We start from the raw sequence: 16,901 nt of genomic DNA, 5'->3' as shown, positions 1-16,901 counted from the left end.
GTTTTACTTGACCACTTCAAAGAGTACAGTTACAATGCTTTGCTATCTGAGCCACTGTAAAACCCTCTGAGCTTACAAGTATGTCTAAGCTAAATTGTACTAACTCTAAAACTAAACCCTCTCTATCGTCCTCATACCAACGTTTTAGTACATTCAAATGGTAAAGTTGAAAACCCTTATTGATTTGAACGCTTGTCATTGCATCAGGGTGTTTTGTGGGCTTAGCCATTACTTACTACCTCCCATACGCTACATTTTGGATACTCGAATACGGAGGCGTACAGCTTGGCGAACAGTCAATAAAGGACAGTGATTGATAAATATTAAAGTCTCTTCTGGGCTTGCTGTGTGGGGTACAGGCTTTTGAGATTGCCTAATACCTTGGGTTTTAAGCATCGGGTACCTTCCTTGTTAATTACTAGGGATAGTTAAAACTATCGGAGGGGCAACTATACGATTAAGTCAAAGCCAAACGGGGTTTCCTTTTTTGTGACGTTTGAAATCAAGCCGATTAACGTTACAAAATAATGTTCATCAGGAACATCGCACCAAAGGCATTCAATACCGAAATCGCGATCATCACTGGGATGTAGCGACCTTCAGTACCGATTGGACCCATAATACGACCCATGTATTGCACCTGAGAGCCCATCAAGTAGATAGCAGGCGCCAAGATAGCAATATGAGTTCCGTTCAAGATACCTTGGTCAAACAGCGTAATAACCACACCAACCGCACCACCCATCGACATCCACGCGCCAATCAATACTGCTGCCGCTTCGCCCGGTAAACCAAATACCGCCATGATAGGTGCAAACACACTGCCCATCAGGTCAAGCGCACCCGTAATTTGTAATGCTTTGATGATGACGAATGCCATTAGAACATTAGGCACTGTAGAGGTTGTCGCAATGACCCAGCCTTTCTTAGCACCTTCAACGAAAATATCAGTAACCATTGGTTTCTTTGCTTTAACTTCGCTCATTATGCTACTTCCTCTTCCAGTTTTTGTTCTTTATCTGCTTTTGGTTTGTCTTCTTTGCCTTCAGTAATATTGAGGTAGATACGGAATAGGTTCGCACCAACAAATTTGAAAACAAACATCACTGCAACCGCTAAGCCAATAGACGAAGTCACAGCAAGTGAACCATCCATCGCCGTCAGCGTGAACAACACCGCGCCCGAAGAGAAAAAGTTAACGATAGCCGCGCCAGCAGTAAACTGAAACATAGTGAATACATCGGTTTCACGCTTAGTCAGGTGCCCTTCATCTTTGAGCTGCCTTGTCATCGCCGCGCCCGCATCGGTACTTTGCAGAGAAGCGATCAGTGCCAAGCCTGAGTTACCCGGAATGCCCATCAAAGGACGAAGTAGAGGGGTAAGCAGTTTACGAGCAGCATCCAGCGCGCCGTAATGCTCAAGAACGTTGATCATGCCTAGTGCAAACATCACGGTCGGAATAAGTGTCAAAGCAAAAATGAAACCGTCACGAGCACCACTACCACCTTTACCACGTAAAGAAGTAGTTGCTGCTTGAACGCCATCGGCTGTCTCACTGACATCGTAAGCGACTTGGCCAAACGAACCGTTGAGCGTCGTAAAATCTAATACGCCATACCATTCGTTGGACTGCATTAAGCCTGAAAAGAACACAATCGCGAAAGCGAGTGCGATGTAACTACCGATCGTGACTTTACGATCGGTTTTGGTTGGATTAGTCATAAGGACCCCTATACATCTCGTTTATGTGGAACAGAACACGTATAGATAGTGCAAACTAATGAGCAAAAGGTTACTGACCAAAATCAAATAGCGTATCGGTTTGAATAAAAGAACAACAGCAACATATAAAACTGTGACACTGCTTAAGATATAGAAATATCCACTGACAAAATCCGCATATTTCACATACAAAACTAATCAAAATTCACTTCAACAACACAACCGAAAACATACATAATCGCCACACAAATCAAGCTTCAGGAGAGAATCGCTCATGCAAGCCAATCTCTGATAATTACGTAAGAGATATCTCACAAGGGTTTATGCGCTCAGTTTTAATTCGATTATAATACAAATACTTAAAAGGTGATTTCGCTTCCAAAATGCAACCGTTTGCTTCTCGTTGATTAAGTTTTGAGCCAAGAGAAAACGATGAGCCATTTTATAAAGGATTTGAGCTTAATTCGAAATTCCGGCAAATAGAGGTGCTATAGACTTCGCGCTGCCAATATTGAAGGAGAGCAGTGGTTAATATGGAAATGAAAACACTTAAGTATCAAGTAATGGGTAAAGGTATGTGGATCACAGCAACGGTTTCTCGCGCAGTTGCGGACCAACTTGCGATGGAATACCAATCCTACGGCTGGCCTGTTGAGGTATGTGCTGTAGAGCAAACAATGACGTTCGCTCAAAATGCAGCATAGTGTTGGCGATTTAGAAGGGGCTCTATCGACATAGTGTTCGATAGGGCTTTTTCACTTCATCGCTATTTTCCAATGATCGACGCGTTTGGCTTTGTTTACGGTTTTCACTAGGTTTCCGGCTTTCGCCATGATCTACGCGTTTCACTTTAGTTTACGGCTTTCTCCCTGATCTAAGCTTTCCATCATAGTTTCTGCTTTTCGACATAATCTATTGAATTATTAAGATATCTATCACGCTCCACATGGTTATTTAGGTCTACGCTTTTACCCGTGTTAATGACTTATTAACTTCGGAGCGTAATCCATGCTAGGTATCCAGCTTTCAGTTGTTCTCTCTTTCTTGTTTTTTTCTACTGTGGCGGGCGCTGCTACTGCTCAGTTGGGAGAACCTCTCAAGCTCACCAATTCATTTGTTGGATATCTATCCCTCACCATTTTCGTTGTCGCCTACATAGTCGTGATGATGGAAGAATACCTGAAGCTCCGAAAATCCAAGCCGGTTTTACTTGCTGCTGGTCTCATCTGGATCATCATTGGCTTCACCTACCAAGAACACAACCTCACTGAGGTAGCGAAACAAGCACTCGAACACAACCTACTCGAATACGCTGAATTACTGCTTTTCCTATTGGTCGCGATGACGTACATCAGCGCTATGGAAGAGAGAAGACTGTTTGACGCGCTTCAGGCTTGGATGGTAGGTAAAGGCTTTAACTTCCGATCTCTATTCTGGTTAACCGGTATTCTGGCCTTCTTTATCTCGCCGATTGCCGACAACCTCACCACTGCTTTATTAATGTGTGCCGTGGTCCTCAAGGTAGCAGGATCCAATCCAAAATTCGTAAACCTTGCTTGTGTGAATATCGTGATTGCGGCCAATGCTGGCGGTGCATTCAGTCCATTCGGGGACATCACAACACTGATGGTATGGCAGGCAGGCTACGTGAGTTTTAGCGAATTTCTCCCCCTATTTATCCCTTCAGTCATGAACTACGTTGTTCCAGCCTTGATCATGTCTTACTTTGTTCCGACATCTCAACCCGATACGGTTCACCAACATATCGAGCTAAAACGCGGCGCGAGAAGGATCGTATTTTTGTTCATCATGACGATTGCCACAGCGGTCGCTTTCCACGCCGTGATTCACTTCCCTCCCGTGATGGGCATGATGATGGGGCTCGCCTACCTGCAGTTCTTTGGGTACTACTTGCGTAAGACCTTGCCCAACTCACTCGCTAAGAAAAAAGCGGTGGCGATTGCCAATAACGACGAGGGCGCGCTCAAGCGATTAGGCTCAGTGGTGCCATTTGATGTATTTAGAAGAGTGTCACATGCCGAGTGGGACACATTATTGTTCTTCTACGGGGTTGTAATGTGTGTGGGTGGTTTAAGTCTGCTTGGGTATTTGGAACTCGCTTCAGGGGTGATGTACAGCCAATGGGATCCAATTTGGGCCAACATCATGGTGGGGATCTTGTCTGCAATTGTCGATAACATTCCGGTTATGTTCGCGGTGTTATCAATGGAACCTCAAATGTCGATAGGTAACTGGTTGTTGATTACCTTAACGGCTGGTGTAGGCGGTAGCTTATTGTCGATTGGTAGTGCAGCAGGCGTGGCATTAATGGGGGCGGCGCACGGAAAATATACCTTCTTTGGTCACCTAAAATGGATGCCAGTGATCATGATTGGTTACGTTGTGAGTATTGCGGCACACCTTTGGTTGAACGGAGATCTTTTCTAATAAGAGTCTGTTTAAGGAGAGTCTGTTTAAAGAAAGTGTCTAGAAGGCCGTATCATCCAGCGGCTTCTCGACTCGTGTCCAGATATTGCTTAACTGCATGGCTGGACACTGATTGCACGTGAGCATCGCACCTTCTTGATGAATTCGCATGACCAACCCAGGCCCCTTACGACTATTGCCTGAATTAAGCTCAATGCTGATCAGGTCATCTTCGACATGATAGCTGCGGGTAACACTGCTGTTTACCGATTGATAAATGACTTGTCCCGACTCAAATTCGAGATAACTGTCATTGTCCGCGTTCTCGTACATGCCGCTGAATAAAACAAGCCGCGGGACTTCGAAGGGACGAGTGGTATCGGTTAAGCAACCCGTCAACAATAGTGCGCTACTGCAACCGATTATCAGAGAATGATGGCGATTCATTTGGGCATCCTTGCCTAGAGAGCATGCTTAAAGGATATGCAACCAAATAAATATTTTCCAGAAAGCGGCCGTTTTATTGCAAAGTCACACTTTAAGAACCGTTAACGTTGACCAGCCATTAATACGTAATCATCAACAAACATTCCGACAAAAGACTCTTTAATCTTCTTCTCTTCCCTCAATAACCAACAAGCGTTGTTTGCGTTCTACGCCGCCCGCATATCCAGTCAATTTGCCATTTTTACCAATAACTCGATGGCACGGCACAATCACTGATACCGGATTTTTACCATTGGCTAAACCAACGGCACGAACGGCCTTTGGATTACCAATCGCGTCCGCCAATTGCGCATAGCTCCATGTTTCTCCATAAGGAATCGTCATGAGCGCTTGCCAAACCGATTGCTGAAATGGCGTGCCCTTTGCGACGATCGGCACAGAAAACTGGATAACCTCACCAGAAAAATAGCGATTGAGCTGGTCGGCAACCAATTCAAAGATCGGAAAGCTATCATCTCGAACACCTAATTCTTCAGGCTTGGTGGTGTATATTTCAAACCAAAGACCTAGCAACCCTTCATCGTTCGCCTGTAAAGTCACCGTGCCCAACGGGCTCTCATAATAAGTAAAACGGTTAGCCATAATATCTCCTAGCTTAGCATTCCGATTAAGATTGATTCCAACAATGGAACGTTGCGTAGCTTCCCCAAGGTGAAACGCTCTCCGCATTAATGGCAGGTCGATGCTCAATGAACTTCTTCACCACCAAATCACCAACCAGTAAGTGGTTAGGCTCGCTTAACCCTCGAAGCAGCGCATATTGAATCGTCCAAGGTCCAATACCCTTTAGGTCAATCCACTTAGAAGGATGCTCGGATTCGTTATCGACCATGTACTCTGCAAAACGCTTTAAGGTTTCCTTACGGCTTCCCGGCATTCTTAAAAAGCTCACATCCGCCTCAGCTATCTGTTTTGGTGTTGGAAAGTAAAGTTTCTTATCTGTATCAGAAAGCTCACGAACCAATAAATTTAGCTGATTAATTGCCGCCGTTACCGAAACTTGTTGGCCGAGAATCGCTCTGACTCCGGCCTCCCAAGCACTCCACACACCCGGAATGCGAATGCCGCTTTTAGCGACCAAGTTAGGGTCAATGGTGGTAAAGAAAGCTTCAACCTTGCTGATGTCGACATCAAGGTCGAACATGCGTCGAATGTTGGCGGTCAAGCTTCTTAATTGGCTCATATCATCCAACTCAAATTCAATATCAAGGCTGTTTTCTTTGGTTAAAGTGGCCTTGAACCAGCCTTTTGAACCGTTCACGTTCACTGTGCGCTGGTAATAGTCTTCACCCACTTCTTCTAAGCCTTCAATCATTCGTCGTCGATAAAAACCCAACAAATGATTCCAATCCAACGGGCCATGAAAACTTAATTGGATATGATTACTTAGGTTGTTATTTGGCTTGGATCTTCGGATTTGGCTTGGCGAAAGCTGTAATTCTTTTAGGAAAGCATCGTTGAAGCGACGAGTGCTGTTAAACCCACTCGCAAAACCCACATCGGTAATGCTCATGCTGCTGGTGTGCAGTAACTGCTTGGCGAACATCAATTGGCTATAAAGGCTATATTGCTTCGGTGACACCCCGATGTAATTGTCGAATAGGGTTCGTAGATAACGATCTGAAATACCTAATCGAGTAGCAAGGTCGACAATCGAACCTGAATTCAGTGCGCCGTTATCGATTAATTGCATAGCTCGCAGAAAGGTGGTCTCAACCCCTTTCCATGCTGGAGAGAAAGGCGCGCTGTCTGGGCGACAACGTAAGCAAGGGCGATAACCCGCTTTCAAAGCCTGAGCTTGATGAGAAAAGTATTCGACATTTTCTTCTTTGGGCGGGCTTGCCGGGCAAATAGGTCGACAAAAAATACCCGTGGTTTTCACTGCGGTAAAAAACATCCCATCAAAACGAGCATCTCTTGCATAACGAGCTAGATGGCACTGTTCACTCGTTAATGTACTGTTGTGATGAATGTTTTTCGACATGTTGTGCTCTTCCCTTTGCTCATAACCTTCACTCTGATAACTAAAAGTTTACCGTGAACTTCCATTGTCGCTAGCCATTTTCGGAAGCGAAGGTCAGATAAATCACAAAAAAGGTTTTAATTTTATCCAATTCGACTAAATTTAACCTAGAGAAGGTATTCTTCTCACAACGTCAACGATAGGTACTTAGCACGCCAAGATGCAGAGACCTATTGAATAATAAGGAAAAAGGCTATGGTTTTACACACGTGTCGTATTGTTTTATCAAATCAACAAGTTCTCACCAGTCAATCAGTCGAACAATCTCTCAGCTTTCTTGAAGATAAAGCGAGCAACGGGATTTCTAAGATTGAAATAGACGCAACTGATGGGCATCAGATCCATTCCTATCTATCTCACTCTCTTGAAGAGTCCATTGAGAACTTAATGAACCTATAGCTTGTTGAAAGCATAACGCTTTGAAATAGCTTACAGATACCAGGCTTAAACTGGTTTAAAACAAAAATGGCTCCCGACTATATAAATAGTTAGGAGCCATTTTTTATCGAATCAACGTTTTAATTCATCAGTATGGTAACAGCGGATTCCACTACTCAGGAGCTTGTTCAGCGGCTTGTTGTAACGTGTAAGCGGTCGATGGGTCAATCTCGTTAACCAACTTCTCAACCTGCATGATAGCGTCAACCGAGGTGCTGCTTTTACGGTAGCTTAGGTAGATAGGACGATACCAGTCTTCGACCCCTTTCACCTTGTGCAGCTGACCAGAGTCGATAAAAGGCTCAACCATCGAAACAGGTAAATAAGCACTGCCCCCTTTCTCCAAGATAAAGTCTAAAGCGATACGAGCTGTTGAGGTACGTAGATACGGCGCAGGCACTTTTGGGTGACGCTCGGCATGTTCAGAACCAAAACGTGTTCCCCAGTCGACATAAACGTATTTATGTTGGAATACAGATTCCAAGTCATCTTGCTGGGTTGATACCAACACCAAAACCAAGTCAGCGACTTTTTTACAGTTCAGTTCTTCCGCTTTGATCTGATCGAAAGCGAACGCCATGTCTAAGGTTCGCTCTAGCAAATTACGGTTGAGTTGCTCGCGCCCCATCACCTCTGCCATGAAGCCGTAGCCGCCGAAGGAATCGGTCACCACACTCAAACAGTTTTGTAGATACGCATCCCAAATATTGGGAGTGCCGCCCAGTGTTAACTGCAGGGCTTTACCACTCTCTAACGACAGCTCAAATTTGGCCTGTTGTAAGGTAGACACCATCACTTCCGCATAACCAATCAAACGTTCACCGGAAGAGGTGAGCTTGATGTTATTACGATCACGAATGAAGAGCTGAGTATCAAAATAGCCTTCAAGCTGTTTAATTCGCGCACTCACCGCCGCTTGCGTTAAATACAAGTTTTCAGCTGCACGCCCAAAATGGCGCACCCTTGCAACCTCAAGAAAGGTTCTAAATACTTTCACATCCATCAAATACATCTCTGTAATAAATCTGCTAACTAGCCGATCTAGGATTGTTTATCGTAAAGGCAAAAACGTTTTGTTTCCTATTTTAGCCTTTTAACAATATTTTCGCGTGAGCAATAAACACTAATTTCTATCTAACCACATTACTGAGGCTGATATGTCTGAGACCGAATTCCGACACGGAAAAAAACGTTTTTATGACACCATTAAATTCCCACGAGGGTTCGCTAAGTCAGGTAATTTTACTCTGTCAGAAGAGGAAATCCTAACCTTGTTTGGTGACACTATGCTTGCACTTGAAACTGGTGAACTAACACCAATCAATGCAGAAGAAAGACACTTCATCAAAGTGTTGTCTCACCCTCATAAGGCAAAGTCCAAGTTAGACCTTGTTTGGTTGAAGTACATTCAACTAGCTCGTGGACGCCGTCGCTTTCATACCCTAAACGGCTGCAAACGCGGTGAAGTGCCAAGGGAAGAATACGAAAGCGAGTTAGTGTTAGAAGATTAGTAAAATAGCTCAAAGTGATACATCATTACTTTGGGCTTTTTTTTGCTTCAAACACACTTTACTTCGCCAGTTCTAAGTCTAGCTAAAGTACACCTTTTTACCAATATGTATATAAAATTCATAGCGATAGAATGTATGGCAATGACTAAAATGTGATTGCCTTGCTCTGCATCGACTCGCTGACACCGCTTCACCTATTAAGCCACTTCATCGTCTTTCTCTTCAGCTACACTTATTTAGCTCTAAATACATAGCCGAACCAAAGCTATAGCTACCTAAACATAACGCCCTTTCGGTAAACATCTCGTGATAACTCCAGTTCTCGACGCGTATAAGAGAACGCAAACCAGCAGGTTAGATTGTTGTTTTCTGCGGCTGTATTGGATTGACCTTAGGGTATATGACAAACGTATTAATCTTGTTTAACGACACCAAATATCCATACAAAAAATGTGCAATTTTGAGAGTTCTAGTCACAGGTATCATTAAAAAAGTAAAAACTTGACCTAAAACAATAGCGGAAGTGGATAGCTTATTTTATAATGCAAATTAATGTTTCAGAACACTATAAAATTTAATTTCTAGGGGCAAAATCAATGAGACTTATTCCTTTAAGCAACAAAGCAAAAGTAGGTAAATGGGCTGCTCGTCACATCGCAGATTCTATCAAAAAATTCGCTCCAACGGCTGAGCGTCCATTTGTTCTAGGTCTTCCTACTGGTAGCACACCTCTAACTACTTATGCTGAGCTGATTGAACTTTACAAAGCGGGCGAAGTAAGCTTCAAGCACGTTGTAACATTCAACATGGATGAGTACGTTGGTATCGACCCTAACCACCCAGAGTCTTACCGCACATTCATGCACGAGAACTTCTTCAACCACGTTGATATTCAAGCAGAAAACATCAACCTGCTAGACGGCAAAGCTGACGACATCGATGCTCACTGTGCAGCATACGAAGAGAAAATCCGTTCATACGGCAAAATCAACCTGTTCATGGGCGGCGTAGGCATCGACGGTCACATCGCATTCAATGAGCCAGGTTCTTCTCTATCTTCACGTACTCGTATCAAAACGTTGACTGAAGACACTCGTATCGCGAACTCTCGTTTCTTCGATGGCGACATCAACCAAGTTCCTAAATACGCACTAACTATCGGTGTTGCTACTCTTCTAGATTCTGAAGAAGTAATGATCCTTTCTCTAGGCCACAACAAAGCACAAGCGCTTCAAATGGCTATCGAAGGTTCTGTAAACCACATGTGGACTGTTACAGCTCTACAGATGCACCGTAAAGCTATCATCGTTGCTGATGAGCCAGCTCAACAAGAGCTTAAAGTTAAGACTCTACGCTACTTCCAAGAGCTAGAAGCTGAAAACATCCAAGACCTATAAACTCAGGTTTTGCTGAAACAAAGAGCCACTTTATGTGGCTTTTTTTGTGCCTGAAATTCACGGTCTCAATACAAAATAAACAACTGGTTAAAGCGAGAAGAACAGGCAGCAATCGGCAGAAGGGGAATGAAGCGTTTAATACTCAGATAAGAAGACATTGAGACTGAAAGCAATACAAAAAAGCGATTCCTCTAATAAGAGAAGCCGCAATAACTGTAAATTCTAGGATGGGTAAAACAGATTAAAACGAGATAGTTCGAGGGAAGTATTTAAGTAAAGCACTTCACGTAAGCTTTAAGCTCAACAGCGGTCGCTTTCACAAAAACTGAGAACTAAGAACTCAGGTCTAAGAACTAAAAACTAAGAGCTAAGTGCGTTATCTCGGCACAAGGTGTTGATGATGTCTGTGATAGCCAAAACGATCGTCGACTTCACTTTCTGATTGTGTCGCCCCAAGAACATTTGAAGCATTGGGCCAGACATGGTTTCCACCATCTCCGCATCATATTCGATAGGCATAATACGCTGAACCGCGTGCACCTTGTTAAGCTCAAATATAACGTCGACTTCAGTGAAGCTGGTGTCTTCACCCTGGATTTTCGCCCACTCTTTCAAGGTCACGAAAACCTCTAAATCATCATAGAGCTCTTTGCTGATCACACCAAGCCCCAATAGAAGCTTACCGCGAACCATAATCTCGCCTAAAGGCCCGCCACTGTTGAGAAGTGGCTCTACAACGAACTTAATCGCCGTATCATCTTTCTTGAAAATGTTTTTTAAAACCGCATCCACCGTGTCATCCAAAGCATCATAAGCAGCCATTAAGCAGGCGCTAGCACTCTCAGCTTCTGATAAGGCTTCGAGTAGTTCAGTTTCGTGACTAGGATGTATTGGCATAACGGCTCGGTAATAAGAAAGTGCCACAGGTGTGGCACTTTGATGGTTTATCATTTCAATGCTAGATAAGCTTGTTCCGCTAGTTTAACAACTTCTGAGTTACTATTCAGCTCAGAATAATGCGCTAATGTCTCAGCAAAACCTTTTTCTGCGAACATTGCCTGAAGTTCAACCGCTTGAGGGTCATCTTCATTCTTGTAATGGAACGCAGCTGCGATCGCTTTTACTAGGTGAGCATTTGGAAGACCGTATTCTAGCGTACCGTTCAATGGCTTGACTAGACGATCTTGTGGGCTCAGTTTACGAATAGGTTGACGACCAACACGGTCTACTTCATCACGTAGGAACGGGTTAGCAAAACGACCGAGAATTTTTTGGATGTAAGCCGCGTGCGCTTCAGGATCGAAGCCGTAACGCTTAATCAGAACCGCGCCACTCTCTTCCATCGTTGCGGTTACTTCAGCGCGGATTACGTCATCCTCGATAGAGTCTTTGATTGTCTCGTGACCCGCAAGCACACCAAGGTATGCCGTGACCAAGTGCCCCGTGTTTAGCGTGAACAGTTTACGCTCAACGAAAGCCATTAGGTTATCAGTACATTCCATACCTGGGATGTTTGGAATCTCACCTTTAAATTGTGTTTGGTCTACGATCCACTCGCTGAACGTTTCAACCGTTACCGCTAGAGGGTCTGTTTCGCCCGCTTCTGCCGGTGGAACAATACGGTCAACCGCTGAATCAACAAAGCCAATGTGCTCTTCAGTGAACGCTTTCATTTCATCAGAAAGGTGCTCTAAAACCGCTGCTTTCAATTGGCTAGTACCGCGAACCATGTTCTCTGCCGCGATGATGTTCATTGGCGCTGTGTTGTTTGCTGCAGCGCGCTTTTCAATGCCTTGAGCAATCGACTTAGAGATGATTTTAAGAACCGTCGGGCCTACTGCTGTCGTCACAATGTCAGACTCAGCAATGCAATCTACCACAGCGCTTGTTGCTGAGTTTACTGCTGTCACGTTCTTAACAACTTCAACAACACACTCTTCGCCAACAATCTTAACTGGGTATTCTTGGCGTTCAATTAACGCATTTACAACCGTTTCATTTACGTCAGCAAACGTAACCTTCATACCAGCGTCAGAAAGAAGCTTACCAATGAAACCACGACCGATATTACCTGCACCAAAATGTAACGCTTTCATAATTTTGACCTTATAAATATTTGAATCTAGATAGCTAACTGCTCAACAACATGCCTTGACGATGTGCCCTAGGCATTAAGCAGTAAGCTATTCAGACTGAATCTTCTTAGAGAGATTAAGACCGAAAATGAGGCCAGTAGGGGGATACCGGCCTCCTTCACTCAGGAGCTTGACTAGAGCTTTTTAGTTTCCGTTGAGAATACGTAGAACATCAGCAGGGTTTGTTGTGTTCTGTAGGCATTCCACAGCTTCTTCATCATCAAGTGAATTGGTAATAGCCATCAGCACCATGTTGTGCTCATCGCCTTGTGCGGCAATACCGATAACCATCTTAGCGATATCATCTTCATCTTCGCCCCACTGAATACCTTCAGGGTACTGACAGAAAACGATGCCGGTTTTTTGTACGTATTGTTTCGCTTCGATTGTGCCGTGTGGTACTGCGATAGACTCACCTAGGTAGGTAGACACAAGCTCTTCACGAGCAAACATGCCTGCTACGTATTCTGGAGATACGTTGCCCAGTTTGACCAGTTGCTCACCAGCGAACTTGATTGCGTCTTCTTTTTGAGTCGCTTTAAGGCCAAGGAAGATGCTGTCGTCAGTCAGTGCAAGCTTGTTGCCTTCTTGTGCTGGAGCCGCTGCAGGAGCCGGAGCTTCTACTTTTGCTTCACCACTTTGATCATTCGTAGCCTGAGCGTCGGTAAGCTCTGCAACTAGCTGGTCGTATACGCCGCCGTCTAGGAAGTTGCTTAGAGACATGTGCATTGCACCTGGTACGGTGTTACGAGCACGGTCTGTTAAGTCTTTATGCGTGATAACAATTTGCGAATCAGCTGGTAGGTTGTTGATTGCGTAGTTGGTTACCTCGATGTCTAGGCCTGCTGCTGCTACCTTTTTGCGAAGTAGACCAGCACCCATTGCACTCGAACCCATACCTGCATCACAAGCTACATAGACAGCTTTAACATCCGCTAGATTTACGCCAGCTTCTGATGCTGCACCTTTAGAAGACGCTTTCATGTCTTTCATTTGAGCAGAGGCTTTTTCTAGTGAATCTTCGTCATCACCTTGAGCTGAAGTCTTAAGTAGGTTGAAGCTACGATGAAAGACACAGCCGTTGCAGCGATAACAGAAAGAACCACACCGATGTAAGAGCCTTTAGGCGTCATCAATAAGATAGCGAAGATAGAACCCGGTGATGCTGGAGAGATAAGGCCAGAATCGAACACTACGTTAGTGAATACACCCGCCATTACAGCAAGGATTAGACGTGGGTTCATTAGAACGTAAGGGAAGTAAATTTCGTGGATACCACCTAGGAAGTGGATGATAGAAGCACCAGCAGCAGACTGCTTCGCGCTACCTTTACCAAACACCATGTAAGCAAGTAGAAGACCAAGACCAGGACCTGGGTTAGCTTCGATTAGGAAGAAGATTGAGCGACCAATCTCTTCAGATTGCTGGATACCTAGTGGAGAGAAGATACCGTGGTTGATTGCGTTATTTAGGAATAGGATTTTCGCAGGTTCAACAAAGATAGATGCAAGAGGTAGTGCACCCGCTTCAACCATTACGTTAACGCCAGCCGCTAAACCAGAAGACAGAACTTTAACTGCAGGACCAATTACGATGAACGCGATGATCGCACAGATCATGCCGATGATACCCGCAGAGAAGTTGTTCACTAGCATTTCGAAGCCACTCTTCACTTTACCGTGAACAGCTTCATCGAATTTCTTAATTGCGATACCACCTAGTGGACCTACAATCATTGCACCCATGAACATTGGGATATCAGTACCAACGATAACACCCATTGTTGTGATAGCGCCGACTACCGCACCGCGGTCACCACCAACCATTTTACCACCGGTGTAACCAATCAATAGTGGTAGTAGGTATGTAATCATAGGACCAACCATTGATGCTAACGTTTCGTTAGGCCACCAACCAGTTGGGATGAATAGTGCAGTAATGAAACCCCACGCAATGAATGCGCCGATGTTTGGCATTACCATATTAGATAAGAAACGACCAAAGTTTTGAACCTTGATCTTCGCTTCTGGTGATAACATAGGTAGAACCCCGTAGTGTATTGGTTGGTCAAATGACCGAAAGTGTGTGCTCAAAAGTTGATTAAAATGTATCACAACATTTCCAAAATGCACCCCAGCCCAACTTTCGTGACAAGAGTCACACACAAAAAACACTTTAGGGTTAACAAGAGCACTTTAGATCACAAAAACACCATGAATTTAAATTACAAAGATAAATTGGTGAGAATGACTCTCATTTAATGACGATCAAGATCACACTTTACATCGTGACCATAAAAAATAAATAGCGATCAAAATCACATTTAATAAAAGTTCGCTCCATAAAACTATAAGACAAGTATAAAAGAACGCCATACAAAGCGTGAAATATACGCACACCCTTGAGTACCAACCGGCATTGTGTAATTTAATTACAAAACCAGTGAGATATAGATCACATTCAAAATAATCCAATCACACCTTCTCGATTACACCATTAGCTTATGCATCATGAGCACCTTCATCATCGTCCCTTCACCACAAGCTAGAGGCAACGCACTGCGGTTAGCATCAAGAGATGTGCTATTGTATTGACCTATTCATATTCACCGTGTCCCCTACATAAATCAGCAGATCGCTCTGCTTTTGAGAAAAGACTATGTCAGACAAAATTTCCACCTCAGCACTCGCGAAACAAAAAGGTATAGAAGCTAAAGCGCTATTTAGCGATCTAAAGACCGCTGGCTATATTGTGCGTTCACAAGAGCGCTGGGTTCTGACAGAGCGAGGAGAAAGCTTTGGTGGAGAGTATGTAGAACACAAAAAGTTTGGTGTCTTTATAGTATGGCCAGAAAAACTGCTCATCGACTTAGACTCATTCTCAGGAAAAACGCTAACCGCGACTCAGCTGGGTAGTGCCTTTGAGCTCAGTGCAAAGAAAATCAATTTATTGCTCAATGAGCTTGGCTGGATAAAAAAAGAAGAAGACGGCTGGCACGTCACCTCAACAGGCTTAAAAGCCGGAGGTGAGCAGAGAGAAGATAAAGCGACTCAAAACTTATTCGTGGTATGGCACGATTCGTTAGTCCGCAATAAGCGATTAAAGCAATCTGTTGTCGAGTTTTTAGGACACGATGCTGAAAGCCACTCTACTGATGTGTCGTTTTCTAGCTTCCGTCAGAAGTTTGAGGCCAAACACCGAACCTTAGATGGGCACTATGTTCGTTCAAAAGGAGAGCTGATCATCGATAACTGGCTTTATATGGCGGGAGTCGTTCATGCGTACGAGCGTCCACTGCCAATATCCAAACAAGTGATTAGTGATTTTTATCTGCCAAGTGGCAAGGTGTACATCCAGTTTTGGGGAACCGATTCTGCCCCCATCGCTGAAGACAAACGCATTGAAACGAGAGAAACATACGATGAGCATGGCTTTAGCTTAATCGAACTAACTCCGGAAGATATCCCGAACCTCGATAGCGTACTTCCACCATTATTGCGTCAATATGGCATAAAGGCATACTAAGCCACTGATCTTGGCTTTCTACAGCATATCAAGATCACACTTAATCACTCATTATGGACATTAAACACCATAGTGATTTGATGTGCTCGCTATTTTTCCCAAGCCAATCTTCTATTATCTTACACCCATCGACTTGAGCTACCGCAGATACTCGATTTATTGGGGCATGTTCGATAACCATTTAAGCGTTCAGTCTTTTAGAGACTTACTGGTCTTCTATAGATATAGATATAGATATAGATATACAGCCTAAATGCGTTATCCGTTTATTGTTGACGTTACCGAACATAAAACCCTACAACATTTATATTGATAGATATTAGGATTCAACATGACTCATCCAATCATTACTGATCTAAACACTCGCTACACAGCTAAAAAATACGATGCAGAAAAACGCATCTCTGCGGAAGACATGGAAGTAATCAAAGAAGCACTTCGTTTGTCTGCTTCTTCAATTAACTCTCAGCCTTGGAAATTCATCATCATTGAGAGCGACGCAGCTAAACAGCGCTTCCACAACACTTTCGAGAACATGTTCCAGTTTAACCAACCACATGCGAAAGAAGCGTCACACACGATCCTATTTGCTCATGATCCTAAGTACACTAAAGAGAAATTTGCTAAGCGTGCTGATACAGAAGTAAGCTCTGGTCACCTACCAGCTGAAATGTACGAGCAATTCTTAGGTGCTTACGCATTCGCAGACATGAACACAGACGAAACAGGTTTCAACGGTAACTGGACTAAGTCTCAAGTTTACATCGCACTAGGTAACACACTGCACACACTAGCTCGTCTAGGCATCGCTTCAACTCCTATGGAAGGCGTAGACGCTGCTATGATCGGCGAAGAATTTGCTGACGAACTAGAAGGTCACGTTGTTGATGTAGCACTAGCTATCGGCTACCACAAAGACGGCGAAGACTACAACCACGGCAAACCAAAAGCGCGTCTAGCTCTTGATGAAGTAGTTACTACGTTATAACAGCTACTACGCTATAACAGTCACTACGCTGTAATAGCTAAAACGAACAAATCGCACTGCTTTATTTGGCCAGACTCTCGTCTGGCCTTTTTTATTCCTGCTGTTTAACGGCCTTAAGTCGCCTTAAAAATGCATAGTCATAAAGACTCTTAGAAATCATTTTGATTACACAAAACAAACAGTCATAAAGACACAAGCAATAGATTGAAATAAAAACAAAATCATATA

The 16,901-nt window shown here is 43.8% G+C and carries 15 protein-coding genes and 1 pseudogene; 7 read left to right on the top strand and 9 right to left on the bottom strand.

What is annotated here, in order from left to right:
- Positions 1–517: 517 nt before the first annotated feature.
- Both BCT49_RS06350 and BCT49_RS06345 read right to left on the bottom strand, forming a co-directional pair.
- A complete protein-coding gene (locus BCT49_RS06350; protein WP_004732741.1) occupies positions 518–985 on the bottom strand; it encodes a YjiG family protein in 468 nt (155 codons plus the stop codon).
- The gene (locus tag BCT49_RS06345) at positions 985–1,722 is read right to left on the bottom strand and encodes a nucleoside recognition domain-containing protein (RefSeq protein WP_102434586.1); all 738 of its coding nucleotides are present in this window, start codon (positions 1,720–1,722) and stop codon (positions 985–987) included. The genes BCT49_RS06350 and BCT49_RS06345 overlap by 1 nt, the downstream gene beginning before the upstream one ends.
- A 533-nt stretch (positions 1,723–2,255) precedes the next feature.
- Between BCT49_RS06345 and BCT49_RS25785 the strand changes: the two genes are divergently transcribed.
- Both BCT49_RS25785 and nhaD read left to right on the top strand, forming a co-directional pair.
- A complete protein-coding gene (locus BCT49_RS25785) occupies positions 2,256–2,426 on the top strand; it encodes a hypothetical protein (RefSeq protein ID WP_198595829.1) in 171 nt (56 codons plus the stop codon).
- A gap of 304 nt (positions 2,427–2,730) precedes the next feature.
- Positions 2,731–4,170, top strand: coding sequence for a sodium:proton antiporter NhaD (gene nhaD, locus BCT49_RS06340; RefSeq protein ID WP_102434585.1), 1,440 nt, complete (start codon positions 2,731–2,733; stop codon positions 4,168–4,170).
- A 39-nt stretch (positions 4,171–4,209) separates the two neighbouring features.
- Here nhaD and BCT49_RS06335 read toward each other — a convergent pair whose 3' ends face one another.
- The 3 genes from BCT49_RS06335 to BCT49_RS06325 form a co-directional block, all read right to left on the bottom strand.
- Complete coding sequence (locus BCT49_RS06335; RefSeq protein ID WP_102434584.1) at positions 4,210–4,596, bottom strand: hypothetical protein; 387 nt, start codon at positions 4,594–4,596, stop codon at positions 4,210–4,212.
- Positions 4,597–4,755: 159 nt separating this feature from the next.
- Positions 4,756–5,238, bottom strand: coding sequence for a methylated-DNA--[protein]-cysteine S-methyltransferase (locus tag BCT49_RS06330; RefSeq protein WP_102434583.1), 483 nt, complete (start codon positions 5,236–5,238; stop codon positions 4,756–4,758).
- A gap of 25 nt (positions 5,239–5,263) precedes the next feature.
- Positions 5,264–6,640, bottom strand: a complete 1,377-nt coding sequence (locus tag BCT49_RS06325) for an AlkA N-terminal domain-containing protein (RefSeq protein ID WP_102434582.1) — start codon at positions 6,638–6,640, stop codon at positions 5,264–5,266.
- A gap of 234 nt (positions 6,641–6,874) precedes the next feature.
- On the opposite strand from BCT49_RS06325, the gene BCT49_RS06320 reads away from it, so the two are divergent.
- The gene (locus tag BCT49_RS06320; RefSeq protein ID WP_065111752.1) at positions 6,875–7,078 is read left to right on the top strand and encodes a hypothetical protein; all 204 of its coding nucleotides are present in this window, start codon (positions 6,875–6,877) and stop codon (positions 7,076–7,078) included.
- A 151-nt stretch (positions 7,079–7,229) separates the two neighbouring features.
- Here the strand turns inward: BCT49_RS06320 and BCT49_RS06315 are convergent, their stop codons facing one another.
- The gene (locus BCT49_RS06315; protein WP_004732733.1) at positions 7,230–8,120 is read right to left on the bottom strand and encodes a LysR family transcriptional regulator; all 891 of its coding nucleotides are present in this window, start codon (positions 8,118–8,120) and stop codon (positions 7,230–7,232) included.
- Between the two features lie 154 nt (positions 8,121–8,274).
- On the opposite strand from BCT49_RS06315, the gene BCT49_RS06310 reads away from it, so the two are divergent.
- Both BCT49_RS06310 and nagB read left to right on the top strand, forming a co-directional pair.
- Positions 8,275–8,628 (top strand): DUF413 domain-containing protein, encoded by a 354-nt coding sequence (locus BCT49_RS06310; protein WP_102434581.1) that lies wholly within the window; start codon positions 8,275–8,277, stop codon positions 8,626–8,628.
- A 596-nt stretch (positions 8,629–9,224) separates the two neighbouring features.
- Positions 9,225–10,025, top strand: coding sequence for a glucosamine-6-phosphate deaminase (nagB, locus tag BCT49_RS06305; RefSeq protein ID WP_102434580.1), 801 nt, complete (start codon positions 9,225–9,227; stop codon positions 10,023–10,025).
- Between the two features lie 360 nt (positions 10,026–10,385).
- On the opposite strand, the gene BCT49_RS06300 is transcribed toward nagB, so the two are convergent.
- The 3 genes and pseudogenes from BCT49_RS06300 to BCT49_RS06290 form a co-directional block, all read right to left on the bottom strand.
- Positions 10,386–10,922 carry an MltR family transcriptional regulator gene (locus BCT49_RS06300; RefSeq protein ID WP_198595828.1) on the bottom strand — a complete coding sequence of 179 codons (537 nt, stop codon included), beginning with the start codon at positions 10,920–10,922 and terminating at the stop codon, positions 10,386–10,388.
- Positions 10,923–10,972: 50 nt separating this feature from the next.
- Positions 10,973–12,121: a mannitol-1-phosphate 5-dehydrogenase gene (locus tag BCT49_RS06295; protein WP_102434578.1), complete on the bottom strand. Its 1,149-nt coding sequence runs from the start codon at positions 12,119–12,121 to the stop codon at positions 10,973–10,975.
- Between the two features lie 183 nt (positions 12,122–12,304).
- Positions 12,305–14,199, bottom strand: a pseudogene (locus BCT49_RS06290) (PTS mannitol transporter subunit IICBA).
- Between the two features lie 619 nt (positions 14,200–14,818).
- Here BCT49_RS06290 and BCT49_RS06285 point away from each other — a divergent pair.
- Together BCT49_RS06285 and BCT49_RS06280 are read left to right on the top strand one after the other, a co-directional pair.
- Positions 14,819–15,685, top strand: coding sequence for a glycerol kinase (locus tag BCT49_RS06285; RefSeq protein WP_102434577.1), 867 nt, complete (start codon positions 14,819–14,821; stop codon positions 15,683–15,685).
- 331 nt (positions 15,686–16,016) lie between these two features.
- Positions 16,017–16,673 carry an NAD(P)H-dependent oxidoreductase gene (locus tag BCT49_RS06280; RefSeq protein ID WP_102434576.1) on the top strand — a complete coding sequence of 219 codons (657 nt, stop codon included), beginning with the start codon at positions 16,017–16,019 and terminating at the stop codon, positions 16,671–16,673.
- Positions 16,674–16,901 lie beyond the last annotated feature (228 nt).

Origin of the sequence: Vibrio lentus, from assembly GCF_002875945.1 — a bacterium.
Classification (GTDB): Bacteria; Pseudomonadota; Gammaproteobacteria; order Enterobacterales; family Vibrionaceae; genus Vibrio; species Vibrio apostichopi.
Note: the sequence above shows the minus strand (reverse complement) of the source record. Positions and strands in the feature narration are given on the sequence as shown.